Origin of the sequence: Cupriavidus taiwanensis, from assembly GCF_900250075.1 — a bacterium.
GTDB classification, from domain to species: domain Bacteria; phylum Pseudomonadota; class Gammaproteobacteria; order Burkholderiales; family Burkholderiaceae; genus Cupriavidus; species Cupriavidus taiwanensis_C.
Map to the genome: position 1 here is coordinate 2,146,401 of NZ_LT977070.1, position 25,078 is coordinate 2,171,478.

Sequence of the window (25,078 nt, forward strand, 5' to 3'; positions counted from 1 at the left end):
GCCGGCCTCACTTGTAGCGGATGGTGGGATTGATCACGGTGTAGAGCATGTCCACCACCAGGTTGATCAGGATGAATTCGAGCGAGAACAGCAGCACCTCGGCCTGGATCACGGGGTAGTCGCGCATCTCGACGGCATCGACCAGCAGGCGTCCCAGGCCAGGCCAGTTGAACACCTTCTCGACCACGATCGAGCCGCCCAGCAGGAAGCCGAACTGCAGGCCCATCATGGTCACCACCGGGATCATGGCGTTGCGCAGGCCGTGCTTGGCCACCACCAGGGTCTCGCGCACGCCCTTGGCGCGGGCGGTGCGGATAAAGTCTTCCTGCAGCACCTCGACGAACGAGGCGCGGGTAAAGCGCGCCATCACCGCCGCCACCGCGGCGCCCAGCGTGACCGAGGGCAACACGTAGTGCTGCCAGGTGTCCGCGCCGATCGACGGCAGCCAGCCCAGCTGCACCGAGAACACCTCCATCAGCAGCATGCCCAGCGCGAAGGCCGGGAAGGAAATCCCGGAAACCGCCAGCGTCATGCCGAAGCGGTCCGGCCAGCGGTTGCGCCACACTGCCGAGCCGATGCCGATGGCCATGCCGAACACCACCGCCCACGCCATCGACGCCACCGTCAGCAGCAGCGTCGGCATGAAGCGGTCGCCGATCTCCTCGCTGACCGGGCGCTTGGTGCGCAGCGAATGGCCGAACTCGCCGCGCAGCGCGTTCGAGAAGAAATTGACGAACTGCTCGTGCAGGGGCCGGTCCAGGCCCAGGTCCTTGCGCACCAGTTCGACCGTGGCCGAGTCAGCCTCCGGACCCGCCGCCAGTCGCGCCGGATCGCCCGGCAGCAGGTGGACGAACAGGAACACCAGCACGGCCACGATCAGCAGCGTGGGGATCACGCCCAGCACGCGTTTGAGGAAGTAATTCAGCATCACACACCATGAAGAAAGGCCGCGGGCCGCCCGCCTGCGAACCCCGCGTCGCGAGGCAGGCGGCCGCTCTCGGCTTACTGCTCTACTGCTTGCTGCCAGGTACTGCGATACCCGTGGACTTGTTCGTCGTTCCCGCGCAGGCGGGAACCCAGCGTCTTTCGCTTGTGAACCACCAAAAAAGACACTGGATCCCCGCCTTCGCGGGGATGACGGTCATCCTGGAGCCGTCGCATCGATTTACTGCTTGATATCGATCTCATCGAAATTGAACGACCCGTCCGGCATCACATAGGCGCCGCTCATGCGCTTGCTGCGTGCGAACAGCACCTTCTCGGTCACCAGGAAGGCCCACGGCGCATCCTTCCAGATGCGTTCCTGCGCGTCCTTGTACAGGCGCGCCTTCTCGCCGCGGTCGGTGGTGCGCAGCGCGCCGGCGATGTCCGCGTCGACTTGATCATTCTTGTAATAAGCGGTGTTCAGCAGCTTGGGCGGCATCGACTCCGAGGCCAGCAGCGGACGCAGTGCCCAGTCGGATTCACCGGTCGACGACGACCAGCCCACGTAGTAGATGCGCACGCCGGCGTCCTCTGGCTTCGGCACGCTCTCGACCTTCTCCACGCGCTGGCCGGCTTCCAGCGCCTGCACCTGCGCCTTGATGCCGACCTGCTGCAGCTGCTGCTGCACGAACTGGATCACCTTCTGCGCGGTGGTGTGGTTGTAGGCCGACCACAGCGTGGTCTCGAAGCCGTTGGGGTAGCCGGCTTCCTTCAGCAGCGCCCGCGCCTTGGCCGGGTCGTACGGCCACGGGCCCAGCTTCTCGGCATAGTCCACGCCGTGCGGCACCACGCCCTCGGCCGGCACCGCGTAGCCGGCAAAGGCGACCTTGGCCAGCGCCTCCTTGTTGATGGCGTAGTTGATGGCCTGGCGCACCTTGGGGTCGTTGAACGGCTTGACCATGGTGTTCATGGTCAGGTAGCGCTGGATGATCGACGGCGCGGCGATCAGGTCCACCTTGGGGCTGCTCTTCAGCACCGCGGCCTGCTCGAACGGAATGCTGAAGGCAAAGTCCGCCTCGCCGGTCTGCATGATGGCGGCGCGGGTGTTGTTGTCGACCACCGGCTTCCAGGTGATGGTGTCGATCTTCGGGTAGCCGGTCTTCCAGTAGCCGGCAAACTTCTTGCCCTTCAGGTGGTCGGGCTGCTTCCATTCGACGAACTCGAACGGGCCCGTGCCCACCGGGTGGAAGGCGATGTCCTTGCCGTACTTCTGCAGCGCGGCCGGCGAGATCATCACCGCCGACGGATGCGCCAGCACGTTGATGAACGGCGAGAACGGCTCCTTCAGCGTGACCTTGACGGTGTTGGCGTCGACCACGTCGGTCTTGGCCACGCGATTGAACAGCGTGTAGCGCTTGAGCTTGTTGGCCGGGTTGGTGACGCGGTCCAGGTTGGCCTTGACGGCGGCGGCATCAAACGTAGTGCCGTCGTGGAACTTGATGCCCTTCTTCAGCTTGATGGTGTAGACCAGGCCATCCTTGCTGACGTCATAGCTGTCGGCCAGCACGTTGACCAGCTTCATGTCCTTGTCCAGCCCGAACAGGCCCTGGTAGAAGGTCTTGCCGACCGCCTGCGACAGCGTGTCGTTGGAATCGTACGGGTCCAGCGTGGTGAACGTGGAAGCGACCGCCATCACCGCGTCCTTGGCGGCATAGGCGGACACCGGCGCCAGCGCGCCCACCGCGCCAGCCATAAGCAGCCCGGCCAGCAGCCTGGGCGAAACCATCCGTGCAGACATCTCGATTCTCCTTGGATTGACTTCCGTTTCAGTAGGCGCCGCCAACGGCGTGCCGCGCAACAAAATGGCCGAGCGCACCGCTGCCCGCGACCTGCACCAGCGGCTGCACCACCGGCTCGTCGCCGACCGCGCGGATCGGGCTGGGGATCTCGTCGTTCAACGGCTCGCGCCGCAGGTGGCGCCGCGCCGGGTCGGCGATCGGCACCGCCGACATCAGCTTCTTCGTGTACGGATGCTGCGGGTTCTCGAAGATCGCGCGGCGCGGGCCGATCTCGACGATCTGGCCCAGGTACATCACCGCGACGCGATGGCTGACGCGCTCCACCACCGCCATGTCGTGCGAGATGAACAGGAAGGCGATGCCCAGCTCGCGCTGCAAGTCCAGCATCAGGTTGACGATCTGCGCCTGGATCGACACGTCCAGTGCCGACACCGATTCATCCGCCACCACCACCTTGGGATTCAACGCCAGCGCGCGCGCAATGCAGATGCGCTGGCGCTGGCCGCCGGAAAACTCGTGCGGATAGCGCGCCGCGTGCGACGGGTCCAGCCCCACCTTGTCGAGCAGCCAGGCCACGCGCTGCTCGGCCTCCTTGCCGCTGGCGACCTTGTGCACCAGCAGCGGCTCCATGATCGAATAGCCGACCGGCACGCGCGGATCGAGCGAGGCGAACGGGTCCTGGAAGATGAACTGGATATTGCGGCGCAGGGTCTGCAGCGCCGGCCCTTCCATCTTGCTGATGTTCTGGCCGTTGAACTCGATAGTGCCGCTCTGGCTTTCCACCAGGCGCAGCAGCGAGCGGCCGGTGGTGGACTTGCCGCAGCCGGATTCCCCCACCAGCGCCAGCGTCTCGCCGGGATAGAGGTCGAAGCTGACCTGCTCGACCGCATGCACGCGCCGCGTGACGCGGCCGAACAGGCCGCCGGGCACGTCGAAACGCGTGACCAGCTCCTGCACCCGCAGGATCGGCGCCACGCCGGGCGCTACCGTATCCTGCGGCGCGGTCGCCTCGGGGCTGGCGCTGTCCAGGCGCAGCAGCGGGAACTTGGCCGGCAGGTCGGTGCCGCGCATGGCGCCCAGGCGCGGCACCGCCGACAGCAGCGCGCGCGTGTACGGATGCGCCGGCGCGCGGAACACGTCGTCGGAGGTGCCCTCTTCCACCTTCTCGCCGCGGTACATCACCAGCACGCGGTCTGCCACTTCTGCTACCACGCCCATGTCGTGGGTGATGAACACCACCCCCATGTGCATCTCGGCCTGCAGGCCGCGGATCAGCTGCAGGATCTCGGCCTGGATGGTCACGTCCAGCGCCGTGGTGGGTTCGTCGGCGATCAGCAGCGCGGGCTTGCACGATAGTGCCATCGCGATCATCACGCGCTGGCGCATGCCGCCGGAAAGCTGGTGCGGATAGCGCTCGAGCACGCGGCGCGCTTCCGGGATGCGCACCAGCTCCAGCATGCGCAGCGCCTCGGCCCGTGCCGCCGCGCGGCTCTTGCCCTGGTGCAGGCGGATCGATTCCGCGATCTGCTCGCCCACCGGGAACACCGGGTTGAGCGAGGTCATCGGCTCCTGGAAGATCATCGCCACGTCGGCGCCGCGCACGCTGCGCAGCGTGGCGTTGTCGGTGCGCGCGAGGTCGATCACTTCGCCGCCGCGCCGGCGCAGCGCCATGCTGCCCGTCGCGATCTTGCCACCGCCATGCTCGACCAGCCGCATCAGCGCCAGCGACGTCACCGACTTGCCCGAGCCCGACTCGCCCACCACCGCGAGCGTCTCGCCGCGATCGACATGGAAGGACAGGTTGCGCACGGCCTCGACAGTGCGCTCCGACGTGGCGAAGCGCACGCTGAGCCCGTCCACCTGGACGACGCGTTCGGGCGGCAGGACGATGCCGGAAGCGGGAACGCGCGCTGGCGCTGAGGTAGTGACCACGGGTACTCCTTGTATGGCGGGATGCGGGACGGCCTGGCAGGCGGCGCGTCAGCCGTAGATCGACACGTCGACGGCCTCGCCCACCCGGGCGACACCGCGGTACATGCCTTCGGTGTTGAAGGGCAGCGTGACGTTGCCGGCCCGGTCCACCGCGATCAGGCCACCGCGCCCCTGGATCGCGGGCAGCTTTTCCATCACCACGCGCCGCGCCGCCTCGTCGAGCGGCAGGCCGGCATAGCGCATCTGCGCCGCGACGTCGTGCGCGGCCACGGTGCGGATAAACATTTCGCCGGTGCCGGTGGCGGACACCGCCGCGACATCGTCGGCATAGCAGCCGGCGCCGATCAGCGGGGTATCGCCGACGCGGCCCACCTGCTTGTTGGTGACGCCGCCGGTGGACGTGGCCGCCGCTAGGTTGCCGCGGCTGTCGCAGGCGACCGCGCCCACGGTGCCGAACTTGCTGTCGGGATCGATCGGTTCCGTGCCGCCCGCCTGCTGCGCCGCCAGCGTGGCGGCGTCGTGATCGAGCAAGGCCATGCCGGCGTTGCCGCGCGCGCGCTGCCACTGGTCGTGGCGGGCGTGGGTGAAGTAGTAATCCGGCGCTACCAGCTCCAGCCCCTGCGCCTGCGCGAAGGCCTCGGCGCCGGCGCCGGCAAACAGCACATGTTCGCTGTGCTCCAGCACCGCGCGCGCGGCCAGCACCGGGTTGCGCAGGCGCGTGACGCAGGCCACCGCGCCGGCATTGAGGGTGGCACCGTCCATTACCGCCGCATCCAGTTCATAGGTGCCGGCATGGGTCAGCACCGCGCCCTTGCCGGCGTTGAACAGCGGGCATTCTTCGAGCAGGCGCACCGCCTCGGTAACGGCGTCGAGCGCGCTGCCGCCATCGGCCAGGATGCGCTGGCCGGCTTGCAGCACGTGTTGCAGCGCTTCGATGTATTCGCGTTCGCGGGCCGCATCCATCGCCGCGCGGGTGATGGTGCCGGCGCCGCCGTGGATGGCAATGACAGCTGCTTGCATAAGGAGACTTGGACTCAGGACTTGCGGGTGTTGGACGACCGCGCGCGGCGCGCGCCGGTCTTGGCTGCGGTGGGTTGCACGGGCATCGGCGCGGACCGGCGCGCGGGCTCGGCCTCGGGCGTGCCATATAGCCACGGCAGCAGGAATTCGGTCATTTCGGCGGCGGCCTTGACCGGGCGTTCGGCCCGATGCGCCACCGCGCCGCACAGCGCCTCGATCAGCGCCAGCACGGTGGCATCCGAGTTGGCCGAGAGCCGGTTGCCGGCCTGCGCATACAGCGCGATATCGGCCAGCGGCGCCAGCGGCGAGGTCGGGCCGTCGGTCAGCGCCAGCACCTGGCCGCCGTGCGCCTTGACGCGCTGGGCCAGTTCGATGGAATCGGTCACATAGCGCGGGAAGGCGATCACGATCAGCAGGTCGCTCGGCTGCAGCTTGAACAGCTGGCGCGCCGCGTGCGAGGCGCCGCCCGCACCCGCCACCGACGTGACCATGCGGCAGTGCATTTCCAGGCCGTGCTGCAGCAGTCCCGCCAGGAAGCCGCTGGCGCCGAAGCCCGCCACGTAGACGCGCTGCGCCCCAAGGATGGCCGAAACCGCGCGCTCGCACGCCTGCGCATCGATGCCGCGCCGCGTGGCTTCGGCATTGGCGGCCGCGTCCTCGAGCGAGGCGGCGAACACTTCGGCCACGGTGGCGGGTCGTTCCAGCTCGCTGCGCAGCCGCTCGACCGGCGCCAGCGTGGCTTCGAAACCGCGCACCAGCTCGGCCCGGAACTGCGGATAGCCATCGAAGCCGAGTGCGCGGGCAAAGCGGTTGGCCGTCGCTACCGATACCTCCACCGCCGCGGCGAATTCGTCGATGCGCATGGTCGCTGCGCGAAACAGGTTGGCCAGCACGTATTCCGCCATGCGGCGGTGCGCCGGCGTCAGCGACGGCAGGCTGCGTGCAATGCGGTCCGAGATCGAATGGCCAATGGGCATGGTGGAAGCGGTTGATCAGCGCATCAGGGTGCGCGTCGTTGTGAAAATGAATTTACACGCAATCGACTTCCAAGAAAATAGAGTTTTGCCAGACCAAGGGTAATCCCTAGATTCACCCTATTTCGCGGCACTTTCACGGTGCATGTATCGACGCGCTTCTACCCGCTTTGGCGCACCCCCTGCACCGGCACGGCGTGCGCCGCACCGGAAACGCTACAATGCGGGCCAGCGCCACAGCGCCGGCCGCGGCCCGCGTTCAAGGCGCTTTTTCTGTTTTTCACTCAGGCATTTCCCCTCTCGTGATCCGAATCGACCAGCTAGTCCTTCAGCGCGGCACCAAGGTGCTGTTCGACCATACCAGCGTGACGCTCAACCCGGGCGAGCGCGTGGGCCTCGTCGGCGCCAACGGCAGCGGCAAGTCGACGCTGTTCGCGCTGCTGCGCGGCGAACTGCATCCGGACGGGGGCGATGTCAGCGTGCCGGCGCAGTGGCGCGTCGCCCACGTGGCGCAGGAAACGCCGGCGGTCAGCCGCACCGCGGTGGACTACGTGATCGACGGCGACACCCGGCTGCGCGAGATCGAGGCCGCGATTGCCGCGGCCCAGGCCAGCGGCGACGGCAGCGCCGAAGGCGAAGCCCATGCCGCCTATGCCGACGCCGACGGCTATACCGCGCCGGCGCGCGCCGAGGCCCTGCTGCTGGGCCTGGGCTTCACGCTGGCGCAGGTGTCGCAGCCGGTGGCATCGTTTTCCGGCGGCTGGCGCATGCGCCTGAACCTGGCGCAGGCGCTGATGTGCCCGTCGGACCTGCTGCTGCTCGACGAACCGACCAACCACCTGGACCTGGACGCCATCGTCTGGCTGGAAGACTGGCTGGCGCGCTACCCGGGCACGCTGGTGATGATCTCGCACGACCGCGAATTCCTCGACGCGATCTGCAATGTCACGGTGCATATCGAGAACCAGCAGCTGCGCCGCTACGGCGGCAACTACACGCTGTTCGAGACCCTGCGCCTGCAGCAGATGGCGCAGCAGCAGGCCGCCTACGTGCGCCAGCAGAAGGAAATCGCGCACCTGGAATCGTTCATCACCCGCTTCAAGGCCAAGGCCACCAAGGCGCGCCAGGCGCAGAGCCGGGTCAAGGCGCTGGAAAAGATGGAGCGGCTGGCGCCGGTGCACGTCGCTGCCGGCTTTGCCTTCGAGTTCCGCGAGCCCGATGCCGCGCCCAACCCGATGATGGTGCTCGACGGCGTCGATTGCGGCTATGCCGAGGCCGATCCGCCCGTCACCATCCTGCACAACCTGGCGCTGTCGATCCAGAACGGCCAGCGCATCGGCCTGCTGGGCGCGAACGGCCAGGGCAAGTCGACGCTGGTCAAGACCCTGGCCGGCACCCAGGATCCGCTCACGGGCAACCTGCGCCTGGGCAAGGGCCTGCAGATCGGCTACTTCGCCCAGCACCAGCTGGAAACGCTGCGCGACCACGACTCCGCGCTGCAGCACCTCGCGCGCCTGGCGCCCGACGTGCGCGAGCAGGAGCTGCGCGACTTCCTCGGCAGCTTCAACTTCCGCGGCGACATGGCGACCACGCCGATCGAGCCCTTTTCCGGCGGCGAAAAGGCCCGGCTGGCGCTGGCCCTGATCGTCTGGCAGAAGCCTAACCTGCTGCTGCTCGATGAACCGACCAACCACCTCGACCTCGACACGCGCGAGGCGCTGACCATGGCGCTGGCGCAGTTCGAAGGCACGCTGATCCTGGTCTCGCACGACCGGCACCTGCTGCGCGCCACCGCCGACCAGTTCATGCTGGTCGCCGACGGCACCATCCGGCCGTTCGACGGCGACCTCGACGATTACCGCGACTGGCTGCTGCAGCAGGCCGCGGCTAAGCGCAACGCCGCCACGGCCGCGCACCTGGCAGAGAACGGTGGCGACGCCACCACGATCAACCGCAAGGACCAGCGCCGCGCCGAGGCCGACGAGCGCCAGCGGCTGTCGGCGCTGCGCAAGCCGCTCACCAAGGAACTGGAAAAGGTCGAGAAGCGCATGGCGGTGCTGCAGACTGCCCGGGAGGAGATCGACCAGTTCATGGCCGACGAAGCCAGCTATGCCGAGGCCAACAAGACGAAGCTGATGGAGATGCTCAAGCGCCAGGGCGAGGTCAACGGCGAGCTCGAGACGCTGGAAGAGAAGTGGCTTGAGCTGCAGGAGCAGATCGAGCAGATTGCCTGACGTCTGCCGCGACGATTTGCTCCCCTCGCCCGCTTGCGGGAGAGGGGCCGGGGGAGAGGGCCGGCGCGTGGCAAGCATCGAGCCGCGTCACTTCGTGGATGCACTGCCCTCTCCCCCGCCCCTCTCCCAGAGGGAGAGGGGAGCAAACCCGCCGGTGGGATGCCGCTGTGGCCCCACGAAAAAAAACGGCGCACAGAGCGCCGGTTTTTTTCATTCGAACGCCCCCACCCCTCAGCGGAAATTCTTCTCCCTCCGGATCAGCCCCACCGCCAGCGTCAGCGTCAGCACAAACAGCCAGATCAGCGACCATGCCGGCACCGACAGCCCCAGCACCGGCGGCAGCGGCGCGGTGCACAGGCCGTCGGAGTAGAACAGCTGCGGCAGCACCTTGGCGGTGGGCAGCGCATTGACCCAGTTCTCGAGCGGATCGATGCCGCACGAGGCCTTGGGATTGAGCAGCAGCGACACATGGTAGACCGCGACCGCGATGCCGGCGATGCCGGACAGCATGCCCAGGCCCTGCCACAGCGAGCGCGTGTTCTGCGCCACCGCGGCCAGCAGTGAGAACAGGCCGATGCCGATGAAGGCGAAACGCTGCATCACGCACAGCGGACAAGGCTGGTAGCCCTTTTCGATCTGCAGGTAGAGCGCGACGCCGACCAGGGCGAACGAGACGATGGCAATCAACAGGAAATAGGCGCGGGAATTGGCTTGCATCATTGGAACTCAGGTGATCCGGTAAATCGTTGCCGTCAGTGCGAGGGCGCGGCTGTGCTGCGCATTATTACCGATTTTGCCGCGCCTGCCGTCAGCGCCACATCCGCCGCCACATGCGGCGCCGGCCCGCTGCCCCACGGCGGATCGACGCATCGGCATCATGTGCCCGCTGCCAGCCATGCCGCGCGCGGCAGGCGGTACAGGCAATGCGGCCGCAACGGGTGCCCCGGCGGCAAGGCCGGATGGTCGAAACCCACCGCATCCTCGCGCATGCCGAGGCGCTCCATCACCGCGCGCGAGCGGGCATTGGCAAGCGTGGTGAAGGCGACGATTTCCTCCAGCCCGAGCCGGCCGAAGCCGTAGGCGAGCGCGCCGCGTGCCGCCTCGGTGGCGTAGCCCTGGCCCCAGGCGTTCCGCGCCAGCCGCCAGGCGATTTCCACGCACGGCGCGAACGGCAGCGTAGCGGCGGGCTCGTGCAGTCCGACAAAGCCCAGGAAGTTAGCGTCCGCCATGCGTTCGACCACCCAGACGCCCCACCCCCTCTCCGCGATCAGGCCGCGGCAGCGCGCGGCCATCGCATCGCTTTCGGTGCGCGTCAGCGGTGCCGGGAAATAGCGCATCACCTGCGCATCGGCATTGAGCGCGGCAAACGGCGCATAGTCTTCATCACGCCACTGGCGCAGCCGCAAGCGGCTGGTCTCGAAAGCGATGCCGGTGTCCATGGCTCAGTCCAGGTGGCGCACGCGGTCGATGGCCTGCTCGATGCGCTCCACCGCGATCACTTCGAGCCCGTCGATCTTTTGCTTGGGCGCATTGGCCTTTGGAATCACGGCCAGCGTAAAGCCCAGCTTGGCGGCCTCCTTCAGGCGCTCCTGCCCGCGCGGGCTGGGGCGGATCTCGCCGGCCAGCCCTACTTCGCCGAACACCACCAGGCCGCGCGGCAGCGGCTTGTTGCGCATCGACGAGTGGATCGACAGCAGCACCGCCAGGTCCGCCGCGGGTTCGGTAATCTTCACGCCGCCCACCGCGTTCAGGAACACGTCCTGGTCAAAACAGGCAATGCCAGCGTGCCGGTGCAGCACCGCCAGCAGCAGGGCCAGCCGGTTCTGTTCCAGCCCCACCGCCAGCCGGCGCGGGTTGGGCACGTGCGCGGTATCGACCAGCGCCTGGATTTCCACCAGCAGCGGCCGCGTGCCTTCCTGCGTCACCAGCACGCACGAGCCCGGCACGGTCTCTTCATGCTGCGACAGGAACAGCGCCGACGGATTGCTGATGCCGCGCAGGCCGCGCTCGGTCATGGCGAACACGCCCAGTTCGTTGACCGCGCCGAAGCGGTTCTTGAAGGCGCGGATCAGCCGGTGCGAGGAATGGGTATCGCCTTCGAAATACAGCACCGTATCGACGATATGCTCGAGCACGCGCGGCCCCGCCAGGCTGCCCTCCTTGGTCACGTGGCCGACCAGGATGATGGTGGTGCCGCTGCTCTTGGCGATGCGCGTGAGCTGCGCCGCGCATTCGCGCACCTGCGCCACCGACCCCGGCGCCGAGGTCAGCGCCTCGGAATACAGCGTCTGGATCGAATCGATCACCGCGACCTCGGGCTTTTCCACTTCCAGCGTGGCCTGGATCTTCTCCAGCTGGATTTCGGCGAGCAGCCCCAGCGACGGGCTTTCGACGCCCAGGCGCTGCGCGCGCAGCGCGATCTGCGCGCCCGATTCCTCGCCGCTGACATAGAGCACGCGGCGCTGCCCGGCCAGGTTGGCCAGCGCCTGCAGCAGCAGCGTCGACTTGCCGATACCGGGATCGCCGCCGATCAGCACCACGCCGCCCGATACCAGGCCGCCGCCCAGCACCCGGTCGAACTCGTCGATGCCGCTGGAAAAGCGCGGCACGTCGGCGGCTTCGATCTCGGCCAGCTTGCGCACCGTGGCCGATGCCGCCAGCGGCTGGAAGCGCTTGTTCGCGGCGGATTCCGCCACGGTCTCCACCAGCGTGTTCCACTGCTGGCAATGCGGGCACTGGCCGGCCCAGCGCGGCGTGGTGCCGCCGCATTCGGTACAGGTATAGACAGTCTTGCTCTTGGCCAACGGAGGTCCTTGCAGAAAGAATCGGGCCGGGCCGGAAACGACCCGGCCCGCGGAGGTAGCGCAGTGGGCTTGGCGGCCTGGGGACGCGTGCAGAGCGTAACCGTGCGGCGCTGCGCCCGCACCGCGCTGCCTAGGTACGCGCGTCAGGCCACATCAGGCGATCGCCGGCGCGGCGCTGTCCGATGCGGTGATGGTCGCCACCGTGGTCGGCACGCGCGGCGCCAGCGCGCACATCAGCTCGTAGCCGACCGTGCCGCTGGCCTGCGCCACCTCGTCGATCGGCAGGCCCTGGCCCCACAGCGTGACCGGGCTGCCGACGCGCGCCTTCGGGCACGGCGTCAGGTCGACGCACAGCATGTCCATCGACACGCGCCCGACCAGTTCGGTGCGCACGCCGTCGACCAGCACCGGCGCACGCTGCTCGCCCCAGCCCGAGGCGTGGCGCGGGTAGCCGTCGGCATAGCCGCAGGCGACCACGCCGATGCGCATCGGCCGCTCCGCGGTGAAGAGCGAACCATAGCCGACGGTATCGCCCGGCTGCAGGTCCTGCACCGCGATCAGCTCGCTGTGCAGCGACATCGCCGGCTGCAACCCGGTGCCGGCGATATCGGCATCGCGGCCGGTGGGCGAGGCGCCGTACAGGATGATGCCGGGGCGCACCCAGGCGCGGTGCGCCTGCGGATGCCACAGCACCGCGGCGGAATTCGACAGGCTGGCCTCGCCCGGCAGGTTGGCGGTGGCGACGTCGAAGGCCTCGACCTGGTGGGCGATGCCGCGCGGGCCGTCGGCATCGGAGAAATGCGTCATGTGGACGATGCTGCCCACGCACGGCATGGCGCGCGCGCGCTCCCAGGCGGCGCGGTATTCCGCCGGATGGAAGCCGAGCCGGTTCATGCCGGTGTTGAGCTTGAGCTGGATCGCCAGCGGGCCCTTGGGGCGCGCGCTTTCCAGCATGCGCAGCTGCTCGTCGCAGTGGATCGCGGTAGTGAGCCGGTATTGCTCGATCAGGGCGATGTCCTGCGGCTGGAAGAAGCCCTCCAGCAGCAGGATCGGGCCCTGCCAGCCGAGGTCGCGCAGCAGCACGGCCTCATTCAGGTCCAGCAGGCCGAAGCCATCGGCACCACGCAGTGCAGCAAAGACGCGGCGGATGCCATGGCCGTAGGCATTGGCCTTGACCACCGCCCAGACGCGCGAGTCAGGCGCCTTGCGGCGGATCACGTCGAGATTGTTGGCCAGGGCGGGTTGGTGGATGACGGCTTGGATCGGTCTTGGCATTGGAAGTCACATCAGGGTAGCGGACAAAGCCGGCAGCGGCGCGGGCGGCCTATGGCGCGGCGGGCTGGAGGGACGGCTCTGTCTCAGTATCGATGGCGCAAACGTCACCTGTCGGTGTGCCGCAGCACGGACCGGCGACCCACGGGGGCGACGGCTGCGCGACAGTTATGGTGATGGATATGCGGGATGCCCTCAATTGGCACGCCCAGGTATCCCAGTCACCATATCTCGCCGGGCGCACACCAGATCAGGGAAAGACCGGTCCGGCGGGCCGCGGTGGCAGCCGTTATTTGAACACATTCGGATGCTGTTGCCGGGGGTCATCGGGGAATCGGCAAGGCAATTTGCGGTCAAAAAGAGCCGTTGCCGGGGTTCGGGAATGTCATGTTTTCGTGATATAAAGCCGGACGCTCCGGCCATGTTCTAAAAGCGAAGCATTATGTCAATGACTGTCAGGCAGGCCTCACGGCGCCGCAGCGCAGCACCTACGACACAATTCGACACGGCCGCGGCACAAGGTTCCCTGCAAACCATGGCCTCTGCGGCCGGCACCAGCCTGCCTACCCTGAATGGAGCGCGCGATGGAGAGAAAGTCGACAGCATGAAGAAGGGTTTTTACACCATCATGGCCGCGCAGTTTTTTTCCTCGCTGGCCGACAATGCCTTACTGATCGCCGCCATCGCCCTTCTCACCGAATTGCATTCCCCGCAGTGGATGACCCCGCTGCTCAAGCTGTTCTTCGTTCTCTCCTACGTCATTCTTGCCGCCTTCGTCGGCGCCTTCGCCGACTCGATGCCCAAGGGTCGGGTGATGCTCATCACCAACGCCATCAAGGTGGTCGGCTGCGCCATCATGATGTTCGGGCTGCATCCGCTGCTGGCCTACGGCGTGGTCGGCTTCGGCGCGGCGGCGTATTCGCCCGCCAAGTACGGCATCCTGACCGAGCTGCTGCCGCCCGAAAAGCTGGTGATGGCCAATGGCTGGATCGAGGGCCTGACCGTCGGCTCGATCATCCTGGGCACGGTGGTGGGTGGCGCGCTGATCTCGGTGCATGTGTCCGGGCTGCTGCTGCGCCTGGACGTGCCTTTCATCAATACCGGCATCGACACGCCGGCCGAGGCCGCGATGGTGGTGATCATGCTGTTCTATGTGATCGCTTCGCTGTTCAACCTGTTTATCCCCGACACCGGCGCGCGCTATCCGGCGCAGGAAAAGAACCCGATCAAGCTGATCGCCGAGTTCGGCGACTGCTTCCTGGCGCTGTGGCGCGACAAGCTGGGCCAGATCTCGCTGGCGGTGACCACGCTGTTCTGGGGCGTGGGCGCGACGCTGCAGTTCATCGTGCTGAAATGGGCCGAGAAATCGCTGGGCCTGAATCTGTCCCAGGGCGCGCTGCTGCAGGCCGTGGTGGCGGTGGGCGTGGCCGTGGGCGCAATCCTGGCGGCGGCGCGCATCCCGCTGCGCAAATCGCTGTCGGTGCTTCCGTTCGGCGTGGCGATGGGCGCCACGGTGATGCTGATGGCGTTCTACACCAAGGACGCGATGCCGCAGGTCACGCTCGACGTGCTCGGTTTGCACATGCCGCTGTACATGGCCATCGCCTACGTTTTCCTGATGCTGGTGGGCGCGATGTCGGGCTATTTCGTGGTGCCGATGAACGCGCTGCTGCAGCACCGCGGCCATGTGCTGCTGTCGGCCGGGCACTCGATCGCGGTGCAGAACTTCAATGAGAACGTCTCGGTGCTGCTGATGCTGTGCCTGTACGCGCTGCTGATCAAGCTCAACGTGCCGATCGGCGTGGTCATCATCGCGCTGGGCCTGTTTATCTGCGTGACCATGGCGCTGGTGCTCAAGCTGCACAAGTACAACGTGCGCACCTTCAACTCGCTGGCGATGATCGGCGAGGACAAGCACCACTAGCACCCTCACGGCGCGGCCGCGGCGGCGGCCTGCCAGCCTGCGTCAGGCGGCGTCCTGGCCGGCTTGCGGGCCCGCCCGCGGCGGCTCTTCAGTGCGCGCCAGCGCCCGCTCCTGCCATCCCGGCGGCACCACGAACCCGCGCGAGCATTCGCGCCACCAGCCTGGCGCCTGCGGCCCGGCCGGCTCCAGCTCGCACAGCATCACCGGCGACTCGCGGCGCCAGCCGTGGTCATGGCGCGGATCGGCAAAGCGCTGCGCCAGCAGCGCGTGCAGCGTGCCGACGTCCGCCGTGCCGGCTTCCGGCACCAGCGCGCCCGACAGCCACCCCGTACGTGGCAGGCGGCACCAGCGCAAGCCAGGGCGCGCAGCCGCGCGCCCGGCCCAGGCATCGAGCGTGGACCACCAGCCGTGCAAGTGGTCCGGCGCGATCCCCAGCGGCTCCAGTCCGGCCGGCACCTGGCCGTCGCGATAGAACAGCCAGCCCAGCAGGTAGACCTCGCTGCGGTCGACGGTATGGCCCAGCGCGGCGCGCGCTTCGGCGGTATGCCCGAGTGGCAGCTGGCGGTGCACGATATGGCCGAGCTTGTCGCCGAGGCGGTCGACCAGGTTCGGGCCGACGAAATCCTGCGCCCGCGGCGGCTGGCCGCCGGCGGCCGCCATCAGGTAGAACTTGGCCGCCATCTCCCAGTGCACCACCGCGCCCGAGTCCAGCTCGCGCCAGACGAAATCCAGCTCGCCCAGCGTGCGCACGCCGTGGCGGCCGGCGCGCCGCACCGGCACGTTGGCGGCCAGCAGCGACAGCCCCTGCATATGGCGCAAGGCGAAATGCAGCAGCCGTTCGGCATGCCGCCCCAGGCGCAGGCTGCGGTTGGCAGGGTCGTGGTCGGCATCGGCGGCAAGCGCGGCGTGGCCGTCGGCCAGTTCGTCGATGGTGGCGGGCAGCGCGGCCGGATCGGCGCCTTCGAGCCAGCGCTGCCAGGCCTCGAGGGTGCCGGCCGGCCAGCGCGCCAGCGCGGCCCCCGGCACGGCATCCAGCAGCGGCGGCGACAGCGTGGTCCAGGCCAGGTCGCGCGCGCGCGCCGACGCGGCACGGCGCCACAGCGGCGCGTGCGACGGCCCATGGCCGTCGCCGCCGCGGGTCAGGGAAAGATCAGGCCCCAGCTCCCGCACGGTCGTGGACCTCCCGGGCCAGGCACAGGTCTTCCCAGGCGCGCGCCTTGTCGGTCAGCGTGCGCAGCAGGTAGGCGGGATGGTAGGTCACCACCACGGGAATGCCTTCGTACGCATGCACGGTGCCGCGCAGCTTGCCGATCGGCGTGGTGGTGCGCAGCAGCGATTGCGCGGCGAAGCGGCCCAGCACCACGATCACGCGGGGCCTGACCAGCGCGATCTGCCGGCGCAGGAAGGGCTCGCACTGCGCCACCTCTTCCGCTTCGGGATTGCGGTTGCCGGGCGGGCGGCACTTGAGCACGTTGGCGATGAACACGTTGCGCCCGCGCGCCAGCCCGAGCGCGCCGAGCATATTGTCGAGCAGCTTGCCGGCCTGGCCGACGAAGGGCTCGCCTTGCAGGTCTTCGTTCTCGCCGGGGGCCTCGCCCACCAGCATCCATTCGGCCTGGCGCGCGCCCACGCCGAACACGGTGTTGGTACGGGTCTGGCACAGGCCGCAGGCCGTGCAGCCCGCTACCGCGGCCTCCAGCGCCGGCCAGTCCATCGCGGCGATAGCCGCTTCACGTTCCGCTTGCGCAGCGCCGGGCGCCGGCCCGGCGGGAACCAGCGCCGGCGCGGCTCGATCGGGGGCTGGCGGTGCCAACGGGACAGCCGGCGGCGCCTCGGGATGCGTAACCGCAGCAGCCACCGGAGCAGCCGTCATTGCCGCGGGCGCCTCGGCTGCCGGCATCGCGGCCGGCTGCGCCGCCAGGTCGGGCTGCGCCTCTGCCTGCGCCGCCCGGGACGCGCGCGGCACCCATTCGGTCGGAATGCCCAGCACCTCGAGGAACTGCGCACGGCGGCTCATGCCCGTCCCTCCGTGCCGTCGTTGGCGGCGGCCTGCGCCGGCCAGGCGCGGCGCAGCACCAGCGCGTCTTCGCGCTTGCCGCCGGGTGCCGGGTAATAGCCCTTGCGGCGTCCGATCTCGGCAAACCCCGCCGCCTGGTACAGCGCGATCGCGCCGGTATTGGAGGGCCGCACCTCCAGCAGCATGGTGTGGATGCGGTGCGCGTGCGAGGTCGCCAGCACCACCGCGAGCATCAGGCGCCCGAGCCCCTGGCGCTGGCGCTGCGGCTCGACCGTGATGTTGAGCAGGTGCATTTCATCGACCACCGGCATCAGCACGGCGTAGGCCACCAGCGTGCCCGCCGGGTCGCGCAGCGTCAGCCCGAGATGCCCGGACTTGACCGAGTTCTCGAAATTGCCGCGCGTCCACGGATGGCTGTAGGCGCGCGCCTCGATGCCCGCCACCGCCTGCAGGTCCAGCGCGCTCATGCGGCCCAGCGACCAGCCCTCGGGCAGCGCCGGCATGGCCGGCACCTCGGGCCAGTCGTTGCGGTCTGCGAGGGGATACGCGGCGCTCACGATGCGCTCCCCGGCCGGGCCGCCGCGCGCGCCGCCGCCACGGCCTCGCGCTCGGCGATGGTCTGGGCGACCTTGTCGCGCAGGTAGACCGGCATGGCCTGGTCGGCGTCGATGGTCTCGCCGCGCGCCAGCGCGCGCAGCGCCAGGGCAACCATCGGCTGCGCATGCGGCATCGCCTCGGGCAGCACGCGCGCGGCGCGGCCGAGGCCCGCCAGGCGTTCGCCAAACACCGTGGACGCGTTGCCGGCCAGCCAGAATTCGCCGTCGGGCAAGGCCACGGTTTCGGGCGCGCCGACCTGCATCGGCGTGAGTTCCGTCCACTCCCGCGCGCCCGCGTTCCAGCCGAAGGCCGCCGCATAGGCCTCGTCCATGCGCGCATCCAGCGCCACCAGCACCGCGGTGCCGTCCGGCAGCGCCGGCGTGGCGGCGCGGGCGCGCTCGGCGCAGGCCATCAGGGTGTTGACCGGCACCACCGGCAGGCCGGCGCCGAACGCCAGCCCCTGTGCCACGCCGCAGGCGGTGCGCAGGCCGGTGAACGAGCCCGGGCCGGCGCCAAAGGCAATGGCCGCGCAATCGGCCAGCGCAATGCCGGCTTCGGCGAGCAATTCGCCGGCGGCCGGCAGCACGCGCGCCGACGAGCGTGCGCCGGTGTGCTCATGACGCACCAGGCACTCGAGGCCGGCGTCTGCCGCGCGTCCGAGCGCGACCGAGCACCACTCCGTAGAAGTTTCAACAGCAAGAATCCAGGACATGGCGCGATTGTAGCCGTTGGGCCCGGAATCGAGGGCTTCTTCGGTTTTATACGGACGGCGCGCCCGCGCGGGGCGGCTATCATCGGACTGCATTTTCGCAATCCAAGACAGTCCACACGGAGGAACCCCCAATGAGCGACCTGCAGGCACGCTTCGAACAGGCCCAGATCGACGTCAAGCAACTGAGCGAGCGCCCCAGCAATATGTCCCTGCTGCGCCTGTACGCGCTGTTCAAGCAAGGCAGCGAGGGCGATGCGCACGGCGACAAGCCAGGCATGACCGATTTCGTCGGCCGCTACAAGTTCGAGGCGTGGGAAGCGCTGCGCGGCACCGCGCGCGAACAGGCGATGGAGCAGTACATCGCGCTGGTGGAAGAACTGCGCAGCGGCGCCGCCAGCTGAACCATTCCGGCGCGGCCGGCTTCAGGCCGCCGGCGCCGGACGCGGCCGGATGCGCCAGGCCGCCAGCATCGCGCTGGCGATCACCACGCCCACCGCGAGGAAGGTCTCGTCGAAGGCGCGGATGCGCGCCGCCTGGAGCGCGCTGTCGCCGAGCTGGCCCAGCAGTGCGCCATGCTCGGCCAGGCGCCACTGCAGCCCCACCCCCGCCAGGCTCACGCCGATGGCGCCGCCCAGTTGCCGCAGGAAGTTGATGCAGCTGGAACCCTGCGCGATCAGCGTGAAGTCCACGCCGCGCATCGCGCCCAGTGTCAGCGATGGCAGGATGCAGCCCAGGCCGATCCGCCCCAGCACCGCCAGCGCCACCAGCACCAGGTAGGGCGTGGCGCGCGAGCTCAGTGCCATCAGCAGGAACGACAACGACAGCAGCGCCAGCCCGAACGACACCTGCACATGCGGCGGGATCCGGTGCGTGAAGCGCCCCGCCGCCGCAATCGTCAGCGCCAGCATCACGCCCGCCGGGAACAGCACCAGGCCGGCGCGCGACGGGGTGTATTCCAGCGCCATCTGCATATAGACCGGCAACAGGTAGGTCGAGCCAAACAGGCCCGCGCCATAGATGAAGGCCACCACCGCCCCGGCCGCGAACTGCCGGTAGCTGTACAGCCGCATATTCATCAGCGGGTACGCCGCGCGCAGCTGCCACATCACGAAGGCCGCCAGCATCAGCACGCCGAAGCCCGTCAGCGCCAGGCCCGCGGCGACGCTCTCGCGCATCTCGACCACGCCGTTGAGCAGGCTGACAGTGGCGAGGCCGGCCAGGCCCAGCCCGCGCCAGTCCAGCGGCTGGCGCTCGCCCATCATGATCGAGTCCACCGCCATGAAGCGGCGCGCCATCAGCACCGCCAGCAGCGTCAGCGGCACCACCACGAAGAAGATCGAGCGCCAGCCGAAGGCCTCGACCAGGAAGCCGCCCAGGCTGGGCCCCAGCGCCGGCGCCAGCACCACGCCGAAGCCGAACATGCTGATCGCCTTGCCCTGCTCGCGCTCTTCAAACACCCGCAGGATCAGGATATTGGGCAGCGGCTGCATGATGCCCGCGGCGATGCCCTCGGCCACGCGCATGGCGATCATCACGCCGTAGTTGGGCGAGAAACCGCCCACCAGCCCGCCCGCGCCCAGCAGCAGCGACGCGCCCAGGAAGGTGCGCCGCAGCCCGTAGCGATTCAGCAGCCAGGGGGTCAGCAGCATCGACATGGTCATCGCGATCATGAAGCTGGCCGCGACCCATTGCGCGCGCTCCTGCCCCAGCACGAAATGCCGGCTCAGGTCGGGAATCGCCACATTGACGATGGTGGACGAGACGATCGACGAGATCGTGCCCAGCATCAGCGTCGCCAGCACCAGCCAGCGCAGCCGTTCGCCATAGCGCTCGCGCAGCGACTGCCGGGTCGGCAGATCCGACCGCTGGCCGGAACCTTCCGGCGTGGCGGGGCCCTCGCTCACCCGAGCCGCCCGGTGTCGGCGATCTCGCGGATCTTGCGGACGGTGTCGATGTCGGCCGCGTGGTACGCGGACTTGACGATCTCGGCGTAGCGGTCGTCGCCGCTGGCGTCGACGGCCGGCATGGTGGTGTCATAAATAAAGCGCAGCAGCAGCGCGCCCGGACCCGGGGTCTCGATCGCCATGGTCAGCGTGCCGCCGGCATGCTCGGCGGTGGCCGCGGTCTCATAGCGCACCAGACGGCGCGGCTCGTAGACCACGTGATCCTCGATCGAGGCCTCGCCGAAATGCAGCACCCGGTCGATCCAGTTGTCGCCACGGCCCACCACTTCGGCGCGGTCCAGGCCCAGCACGAAAAGCTCGGGAGATTCGGCGCGCAGCACCAGGCCCTGCCACACCTGCTCGGCCGTCAGCGGTTCCAGCTGCGGGTTGCCCGGATCATTGATCTCCACCAAGTGCTCAAAACGCAACTTCACTCTCCCATTTGCGATAAGTCGATATTATGAAGTCTCCGCGTATTCGCGAGTCCTTTTTGTCTGCGCACTGCAACATTGTGCCGACCCTGGCCCTCTCGGATATCGGCCAGACTCGCGTCGGCTGGAGCCCCCCGCGTGAACGCCGCGCCCGGCTGCAACATCACTCCTGACAGCAGCTGTCAGGAGGCCCGGCGCACAATGCGGCCGCTTTCACACGGAACGCTGCAGGAGGCTGCGATGGAGTTGCTGATCAATATCGATGTCGACGACCTGGCGCGCGGCATCGATTTCTACGCGCATGGATTGGGGCTGCGGCTGGGCCGCAAGCTGTTCGACGGTTCCGTCGCCGAGATGCTGGGCGGCAATGCCCCGATCTACCTGCTCGCCAAGCCCGCGGGCACGCGCACGACCACGCGCGCCGCGACCCGGCGCGACTATCGCCGTCACTGGACCCCGGTTCACCTCGATTTCGTCGTCGCCGACCTCGAGCAGGCCATCGAACGCGCGCTCGAGGCCGGCGCCGAGATCGAGGACTGGCCCCAGGAATTCGCCTGGGGCCGGCAGGCCACGCTGTCGGACCCGTTCGGGCACGGGCTGTGTTTTATCGAATGGAAGGGCCAGGGCTACGGAGCTGTCGCCAACTGATTCGGGCGTACCGCGCGGCGCGGGCGTTTTCGGACAATTCGCCTGTTGCCGGCTGCGCCGGGATGTCACATTTCCATGCAGCGTCGTGCCTGCCTGTTTCCTTGATGCCCGCGGTGTAATAACATTGTGCTGACGCCAGTACTGGCTACACCATGAGCAACAAGACATGAAGGCAACGATCCGCAAGATGGGCAACTCGCAAGGTGTCCTGATTCCCAAGGCAATCCTGGCACAGCTGGGTCTGGAGAATGAAGTGGAAATGGAAATCGTGAATGACACGCTGGTGCTGCGCCGGCCCCGGCAGGCACCGCGGCAAGGCTGGGCCGAAGCCAGCCGGCAGATCGCCGCGGACGGCGACGACACCCTGGTGCTGGGCGAGCTGCCCAACGCCGACGACGCGGAGCTCAAATGGTAGCGCGTGGCGATGTCTGGCTGGTCGCGCTCGATCCCACCGTCGGCAGCGAGATCGAGAAGACGCGCCCCTGCGTCATCCTGTCGCCGCCCGAGATGCATGACTACCTGCGCACGGTAACGGTCGCGCCGATGACCACCGGCAGCCGGCCGGCACCGTTTCGCATACCGGTGACGTTCCAGCGCAAGACCGGCCTGATCCTGCTGGACCAGCTGCGCACCGTCGACAAGTCGCGGCTGGTGAAGCGCGCGGGCGGCCTGAGCGACCGGACCGTGGCAGACACCTTGCGTACCTTGCGCGAATTGTTTGCGGACTGAGCCGCGGCGCCGGGGCATTAAATGCCGGCACGCGGCCGCTGGCTGGCTTCATAAGCTTATGAAAAAGAAATAGACGCCAGAATCGTCCGCGCCGCGCCATCCGGACGCAATTGCGTTAATCTGTGCCCTCGCTCCGGACAGGCGATCCCTGCCCCTGCGATTGCCTCTCACTCGCCACACAACAAGATCTTCACCATTCCTATGCGCACGTCTTTCATCAAGCGTCTGGCGGCAGCTGTGTCCGCCGTGGGTTTTATCGCCGCCGGCAGTGCCGGGGCCCAGGAACAGACCATCCGTGTCGGCACGGTCAGCGGGCCGGACGCCGAAGTCTGGCAAGTGGTCCAGAAGGTGGCCAAGCGCAATGGCCTGAACGTGAAGGTGGTCGAGTTCAACGACTACGTGCAGCCCAACGCCGCGCTCGACGCCGGCGACCTCGACGCCAACAGCTTCCAGCACCAGCCGTACCTGGACAGCCAGGTGAAGCAGCGCGGCTACAAGATGCAGAGCGTGGGCTACACCTATATCTCGCCGCTGGGCATCTACTCGAAGAACCTGAAGTCGCCCAAGGACCTGCCGCAGGGCGCCAAGGTGGCGGTGCCCAACGACCCCTCCAATGAAAACCGCGCGCTGCTGCTGCTGCAGGCGCAAGGCGTGATCAAGCTGAAGGCCGGCGCCGGCACCAACGGTTCCAATGCCACGCCGCTGGACGTGGCCGAGAACCCCAAGAAGCTGAAGCTCGTCGAACTGGACGCGGCCCAGCTGGCGCGCGCGCTGCCCGATGTCGGCGCCGCCGTGATCAACACCAACTACGCGCTCGCCGCAGGCCTGCAGCCGACCAAGGACGCGATCGCGCTGGAAGACATCCACAGCCCGTACGCCAACATCATCGTGGTGCGCACCCAGGACAAGGACAAGCCGTGGGTCAAGAAGCTGGTGGCCGCGTACCAGTCCGAAGACGTGCGCCAGTTCATGAAGGCGCAGTACAAGGGCGCGATGGTGCCGTCGTTCTGATTGCCGACGCGCGCCGCGATCGCTGCTGAGCACGGTCGTTAAAGTTTTTTTACACGGCGCCCGCGCAAGGGCTTGCAAATTCCGCCGCCTTCGGTAGAATTCGCGGCTCACCACCTGCCCAGGTGGCGGAATTGGTAGACGCACTAGGTTCAGGTCCTAGCGGTGGCAACACTGTGGAGGTTCGAGTCCTCTCCTGGGCACCACAATTCAAAAAAGGTCTGCGCATGCAGGCCTTTTTTCTTTTCCGCCCAGGAAGAAAAGCGCTTGAGCGCTTTTCGCGAGGACGAGAAGGGCTGCGCTTGCAAGCGCAGCCGGGGTCGCGCATGCGTGACCGAGTCCTCTCCTGGGCACCAGAGTTTCAGGCAAAGGCCCGCACGACAGTGCGGGCCTTTTGCTTTTGCAGCGTCGTAACCTCTCTCTCCTTCGCCTCCGGGCTACCGATCGCATACAGTAGTTCCATCCACAGGCCACGGCCCAGCCACGCCTGTTCCGCGTCATAACGGAGAACTACCGTGGGCAAACTGCAAGAGCGTCGCCGTTTCCTGGGAGCCGCGCTGGGCGGCCTGCTGGTCCCCGCGCTGCCGGCGTGCGGCGGCGACGACGACGAACCGCCCAAGCCCACGCCACCCGAGCCGGTTCCTCCGGCGCAGATTACCCAGGCCATCGCGCAACTGGACCAGCTGGTCGCGGACCTGATGGCGAGTTCACGCGTACCCGGGATGGCGGTCGCGGTGGTGCGCGGCAACCAGACTGTTTACGCCAAGGGCTTTGGGCGCCGGCTGGTGACCGATCCCGCGCCGGTCGATGCCGACACCGTGTTCCAGCTGGCCTCGGTGTCGAAGTCCATCGGCGCCACGGTGGTCGCGCGCCAGGTCGGGCGCGGCGGCATCAGCTGGGATACGCCGGTGCGCACGCACCTGCCCTGGTTCACGCTGGCCGATGCCGAGGTGTCGGCGGCCGTCACCATCGGCGATCTCTACGCCCACCGCTCCGGCCTGCCGGACCACGCCGGCGACCGTCTCGAGGACATCGGCTACGACCGCCAGCAAGTGCTGACGCGCCTGCGCTTCATGCCGCTGCATCCGTTCCGCGCGGTCTACGCGTACACCAACTTCGGCATGACCGCCGCCGCCGAAGCGGTTGCCGTCGCCGCCGGCACCGACTGGGCCACGCTGTCGGAACAGGCGCTGTACCAGCCCCTGGGCATGACGCGCACCAGTTCGCGCTTTGCCGACTATGCCGCGCGCGACAACCGCGCGCTCGGCCACGTGCGGGTCAACGGCAACTGGGTGCAGGGATCGACGCGGATGCCCGATGCGCAATCGGCGGCGGGCGGCGTCAGTGCGTCGGTCAACGACATGGCGAAATGGCTGACGATGCTGCTCGCCAAGGGCGAGTTCGGCGGGCAGCGGGTGGTCGATGCCGCCGCGCTGGCGCCCGCGATAAGTCCGCAAATGCAGAGCAACCCGCCCGCCGGCGAGCGCCCTGCCGGCTACTATGGCTATGGCTTCAATGTCGGCACCACCGAACTGGGCCTGACCTCGCTCAACCACTCCGGCGCCTTCGCCCTTGGCGTCGCCACCAGCTTCATGGCGGTACCAGAACTAAACCTGGCCATCGTGACGCTGACCAACGCGCAGCCCATCGGCGTGCCGGAAACCCTGAGCGCCCAGTTCTTCGACCTGGCGCAATTCGGCGCCATCCGCCGCGACTGGGGCAAGCTCTACGGCGATGCGCTGGCACCGCTGCTGGAGCCGGAAGGCCGGCTGGTGGGACAGCCGCGCCCGGCCAATCCGCTGCCGGCGCGTGCGCTGTCGGCCTACACCGGCACCTACCGCAACGACTACTATGGTCCGCTGCAGGTCGCCGACCAGGGCGGCACGCTGGTGATGACGCTGGGCGCGACGCCGCTGGTGCTGCCGCTGAGCCACTGGGACGGCGATATCTTCACCTTCACGCTCGCCAATGAAAACGCCATGCCGGGCACGATCTCGCAGGCCGCGTTTTCCAGCGACCGCGTCTGGCTGGAGTTCTACGACCATGAGGGCCTCGGCATGTTTGTGCGCTAGCCCGCTGCGTTGCATAGGGATCCGGTATCGGTCCGGCA

23 protein-coding genes and 1 tRNA gene are annotated in these 25,078 nt (G+C 68.2%); 9 read left to right on the plus strand and 15 right to left on the minus strand.

Going from position 1 to position 25,078, the window contains the following annotated elements; all coding sequences use genetic code 11:
- Window positions 1-7: 7 nt before the first annotated feature.
- The 5 genes from gsiC to CBM2588_RS09940 all read right to left on the minus strand — a co-directional run bounded on the left by gsiC (window position 8) and on the right by CBM2588_RS09940 (window position 6,652).
- Window positions 8-928 (minus strand): glutathione ABC transporter permease GsiC, encoded by a 921-nt coding sequence (gsiC, locus tag CBM2588_RS09920; RefSeq protein ID WP_012352988.1) that lies wholly within the window; start codon window positions 926-928, stop codon window positions 8-10.
- 237 nt (window positions 929-1,165) lie between these two features.
- Window positions 1,166-2,722: a glutathione ABC transporter substrate-binding protein GsiB gene (gene gsiB / locus CBM2588_RS09925; protein ID WP_115680400.1), complete on the minus strand. Its 1,557-nt coding sequence runs from the start codon at window positions 2,720-2,722 to the stop codon at window positions 1,166-1,168.
- Between the two features lie 28 nt (window positions 2,723-2,750).
- Window positions 2,751-4,655, minus strand: a complete 1,905-nt coding sequence (locus CBM2588_RS09930; RefSeq protein WP_115680401.1) for a dipeptide ABC transporter ATP-binding protein — start codon at window positions 4,653-4,655, stop codon at window positions 2,751-2,753.
- A 48-nt stretch (window positions 4,656-4,703) separates the two neighbouring features.
- Window positions 4,704-5,675, minus strand: a complete 972-nt coding sequence (locus tag CBM2588_RS09935) for an isoaspartyl peptidase/L-asparaginase family protein (RefSeq protein WP_115680402.1) — start codon at window positions 5,673-5,675, stop codon at window positions 4,704-4,706.
- A gap of 14 nt (window positions 5,676-5,689) precedes the next feature.
- On the minus strand, window positions 5,690-6,652 hold the full coding sequence (locus tag CBM2588_RS09940; protein WP_115680403.1) for a MurR/RpiR family transcriptional regulator: 963 nt from the start codon (window positions 6,650-6,652) through the stop codon (window positions 5,690-5,692).
- 299 nt (window positions 6,653-6,951) lie between these two features.
- On the opposite strand from CBM2588_RS09940, the gene CBM2588_RS09945 reads away from it, so the two are divergent.
- Window positions 6,952-8,883 (plus strand): ATP-binding cassette domain-containing protein, encoded by a 1,932-nt coding sequence (locus CBM2588_RS09945; protein ID WP_115680404.1) that lies wholly within the window; start codon window positions 6,952-6,954, stop codon window positions 8,881-8,883.
- A gap of 231 nt (window positions 8,884-9,114) precedes the next feature.
- Here CBM2588_RS09945 and CBM2588_RS09950 read toward each other — a convergent pair whose 3' ends face one another.
- The 4 genes from CBM2588_RS09950 to alr all read right to left on the minus strand — a co-directional run bounded on the left by CBM2588_RS09950 (window position 9,115) and on the right by alr (window position 12,962).
- A complete protein-coding gene (locus CBM2588_RS09950; protein ID WP_115681454.1) occupies window positions 9,115-9,600 on the minus strand; it encodes a disulfide bond formation protein B in 486 nt (161 codons plus the stop codon).
- Between the two features lie 158 nt (window positions 9,601-9,758).
- Window positions 9,759-10,322, minus strand: coding sequence for a GNAT family N-acetyltransferase (locus CBM2588_RS09955; RefSeq protein ID WP_115680405.1), 564 nt, complete (start codon window positions 10,320-10,322; stop codon window positions 9,759-9,761).
- A 3-nt stretch (window positions 10,323-10,325) separates the two neighbouring features.
- Window positions 10,326-11,687: a DNA repair protein RadA gene (gene radA, locus CBM2588_RS09960; RefSeq protein ID WP_012352996.1), complete on the minus strand. Its 1,362-nt coding sequence runs from the start codon at window positions 11,685-11,687 to the stop codon at window positions 10,326-10,328.
- A gap of 153 nt (window positions 11,688-11,840) precedes the next feature.
- Entirely contained in the window at window positions 11,841-12,962 is a 1,122-nt protein-coding gene (gene alr / locus CBM2588_RS09965; RefSeq protein ID WP_115680406.1) for an alanine racemase, read from the minus strand.
- Between the two features lie 601 nt (window positions 12,963-13,563).
- Between alr and lplT the strand changes: the two genes are divergently transcribed.
- The gene (lplT, locus tag CBM2588_RS09970) at window positions 13,564-14,883 is read left to right on the plus strand and encodes a lysophospholipid transporter LplT (RefSeq protein WP_115680407.1); all 1,320 of its coding nucleotides are present in this window, start codon (window positions 13,564-13,566) and stop codon (window positions 14,881-14,883) included.
- Between the two features lie 42 nt (window positions 14,884-14,925).
- Here the strand turns inward: lplT and CBM2588_RS09975 are convergent, their stop codons facing one another.
- The 4 genes from CBM2588_RS09975 to tsaB are packed head-to-tail and all read right to left on the minus strand — an operon-like array spanning window position 14,926 to window position 18,209.
- Window positions 14,926-16,053, minus strand: coding sequence for a DUF1853 family protein (locus tag CBM2588_RS09975; protein ID WP_115680408.1), 1,128 nt, complete (start codon window positions 16,051-16,053; stop codon window positions 14,926-14,928).
- On the minus strand, window positions 16,034-16,900 hold the full coding sequence (locus CBM2588_RS09980) for a uracil-DNA glycosylase (protein ID WP_115680409.1): 867 nt from the start codon (window positions 16,898-16,900) through the stop codon (window positions 16,034-16,036). The genes CBM2588_RS09975 and CBM2588_RS09980 overlap by 20 nt, the downstream gene beginning before the upstream one ends.
- Window positions 16,897-17,457 carry a ribosomal protein S18-alanine N-acetyltransferase gene (gene rimI / locus CBM2588_RS09985; protein ID WP_115680410.1) on the minus strand — a complete coding sequence of 187 codons (561 nt, stop codon included), beginning with the start codon at window positions 17,455-17,457 and terminating at the stop codon, window positions 16,897-16,899. The genes CBM2588_RS09980 and rimI overlap by 4 nt, the downstream gene beginning before the upstream one ends.
- Entirely contained in the window at window positions 17,454-18,209 is a 756-nt protein-coding gene (gene tsaB / locus CBM2588_RS09990; RefSeq protein ID WP_115681455.1) for a tRNA (adenosine(37)-N6)-threonylcarbamoyltransferase complex dimerization subunit type 1 TsaB, read from the minus strand. The genes rimI and tsaB overlap by 4 nt, the downstream gene beginning before the upstream one ends.
- 131 nt (window positions 18,210-18,340) lie before the next feature.
- Here tsaB and CBM2588_RS09995 point away from each other — a divergent pair, with 131 nt between their 5' ends.
- Window positions 18,341-18,610, plus strand: coding sequence for an acyl-CoA-binding protein (locus CBM2588_RS09995; RefSeq protein WP_012353003.1), 270 nt, complete (start codon window positions 18,341-18,343; stop codon window positions 18,608-18,610).
- A gap of 21 nt (window positions 18,611-18,631) precedes the next feature.
- Here CBM2588_RS09995 and CBM2588_RS10000 read toward each other — a convergent pair whose 3' ends face one another.
- Window positions 18,632-20,113, minus strand: a complete 1,482-nt coding sequence (locus CBM2588_RS10000) for a DHA2 family efflux MFS transporter permease subunit (protein ID WP_115680411.1) — start codon at window positions 20,111-20,113, stop codon at window positions 18,632-18,634.
- A complete protein-coding gene (locus CBM2588_RS10005; protein WP_115661942.1) occupies window positions 20,110-20,580 on the minus strand; it encodes an SRPBCC family protein in 471 nt (156 codons plus the stop codon). The genes CBM2588_RS10000 and CBM2588_RS10005 overlap by 4 nt, the downstream gene beginning before the upstream one ends.
- 243 nt (window positions 20,581-20,823) lie before the next feature.
- Between CBM2588_RS10005 and CBM2588_RS10010 the strand changes: the two genes are divergently transcribed.
- The 6 genes from CBM2588_RS10010 to CBM2588_RS10035 all read left to right on the plus strand — a co-directional run bounded on the left by CBM2588_RS10010 (window position 20,824) and on the right by CBM2588_RS10035 (window position 25,040).
- Complete coding sequence (locus CBM2588_RS10010; protein WP_115680412.1) at window positions 20,824-21,231, plus strand: VOC family protein; 408 nt, start codon at window positions 20,824-20,826, stop codon at window positions 21,229-21,231.
- 166 nt (window positions 21,232-21,397) lie between these two features.
- Window positions 21,398-21,646 carry an AbrB/MazE/SpoVT family DNA-binding domain-containing protein gene (locus tag CBM2588_RS10015; RefSeq protein ID WP_025584520.1) on the plus strand — a complete coding sequence of 83 codons (249 nt, stop codon included), beginning with the start codon at window positions 21,398-21,400 and terminating at the stop codon, window positions 21,644-21,646.
- Complete coding sequence (locus CBM2588_RS10020) at window positions 21,640-21,960, plus strand: type II toxin-antitoxin system PemK/MazF family toxin (RefSeq protein ID WP_115680413.1); 321 nt, start codon at window positions 21,640-21,642, stop codon at window positions 21,958-21,960. Before CBM2588_RS10015 ends, CBM2588_RS10020 begins: the two co-directional genes overlap by 7 nt.
- Before the next feature lie 201 nt (window positions 21,961-22,161).
- Window positions 22,162-22,971 (plus strand): MetQ/NlpA family ABC transporter substrate-binding protein, encoded by an 810-nt coding sequence (locus CBM2588_RS10025; RefSeq protein ID WP_115680414.1) that lies wholly within the window; start codon window positions 22,162-22,164, stop codon window positions 22,969-22,971.
- Between the two features lie 116 nt (window positions 22,972-23,087).
- A tRNA-Leu gene (locus tag CBM2588_RS10030) sits at window positions 23,088-23,174 on the plus strand.
- A 309-nt stretch (window positions 23,175-23,483) separates the two neighbouring features.
- Window positions 23,484-25,040 carry a serine hydrolase gene (locus tag CBM2588_RS10035; RefSeq protein ID WP_115680415.1) on the plus strand — a complete coding sequence of 519 codons (1,557 nt, stop codon included), beginning with the start codon at window positions 23,484-23,486 and terminating at the stop codon, window positions 25,038-25,040.
- Window positions 25,041-25,078 lie beyond the last annotated feature (38 nt).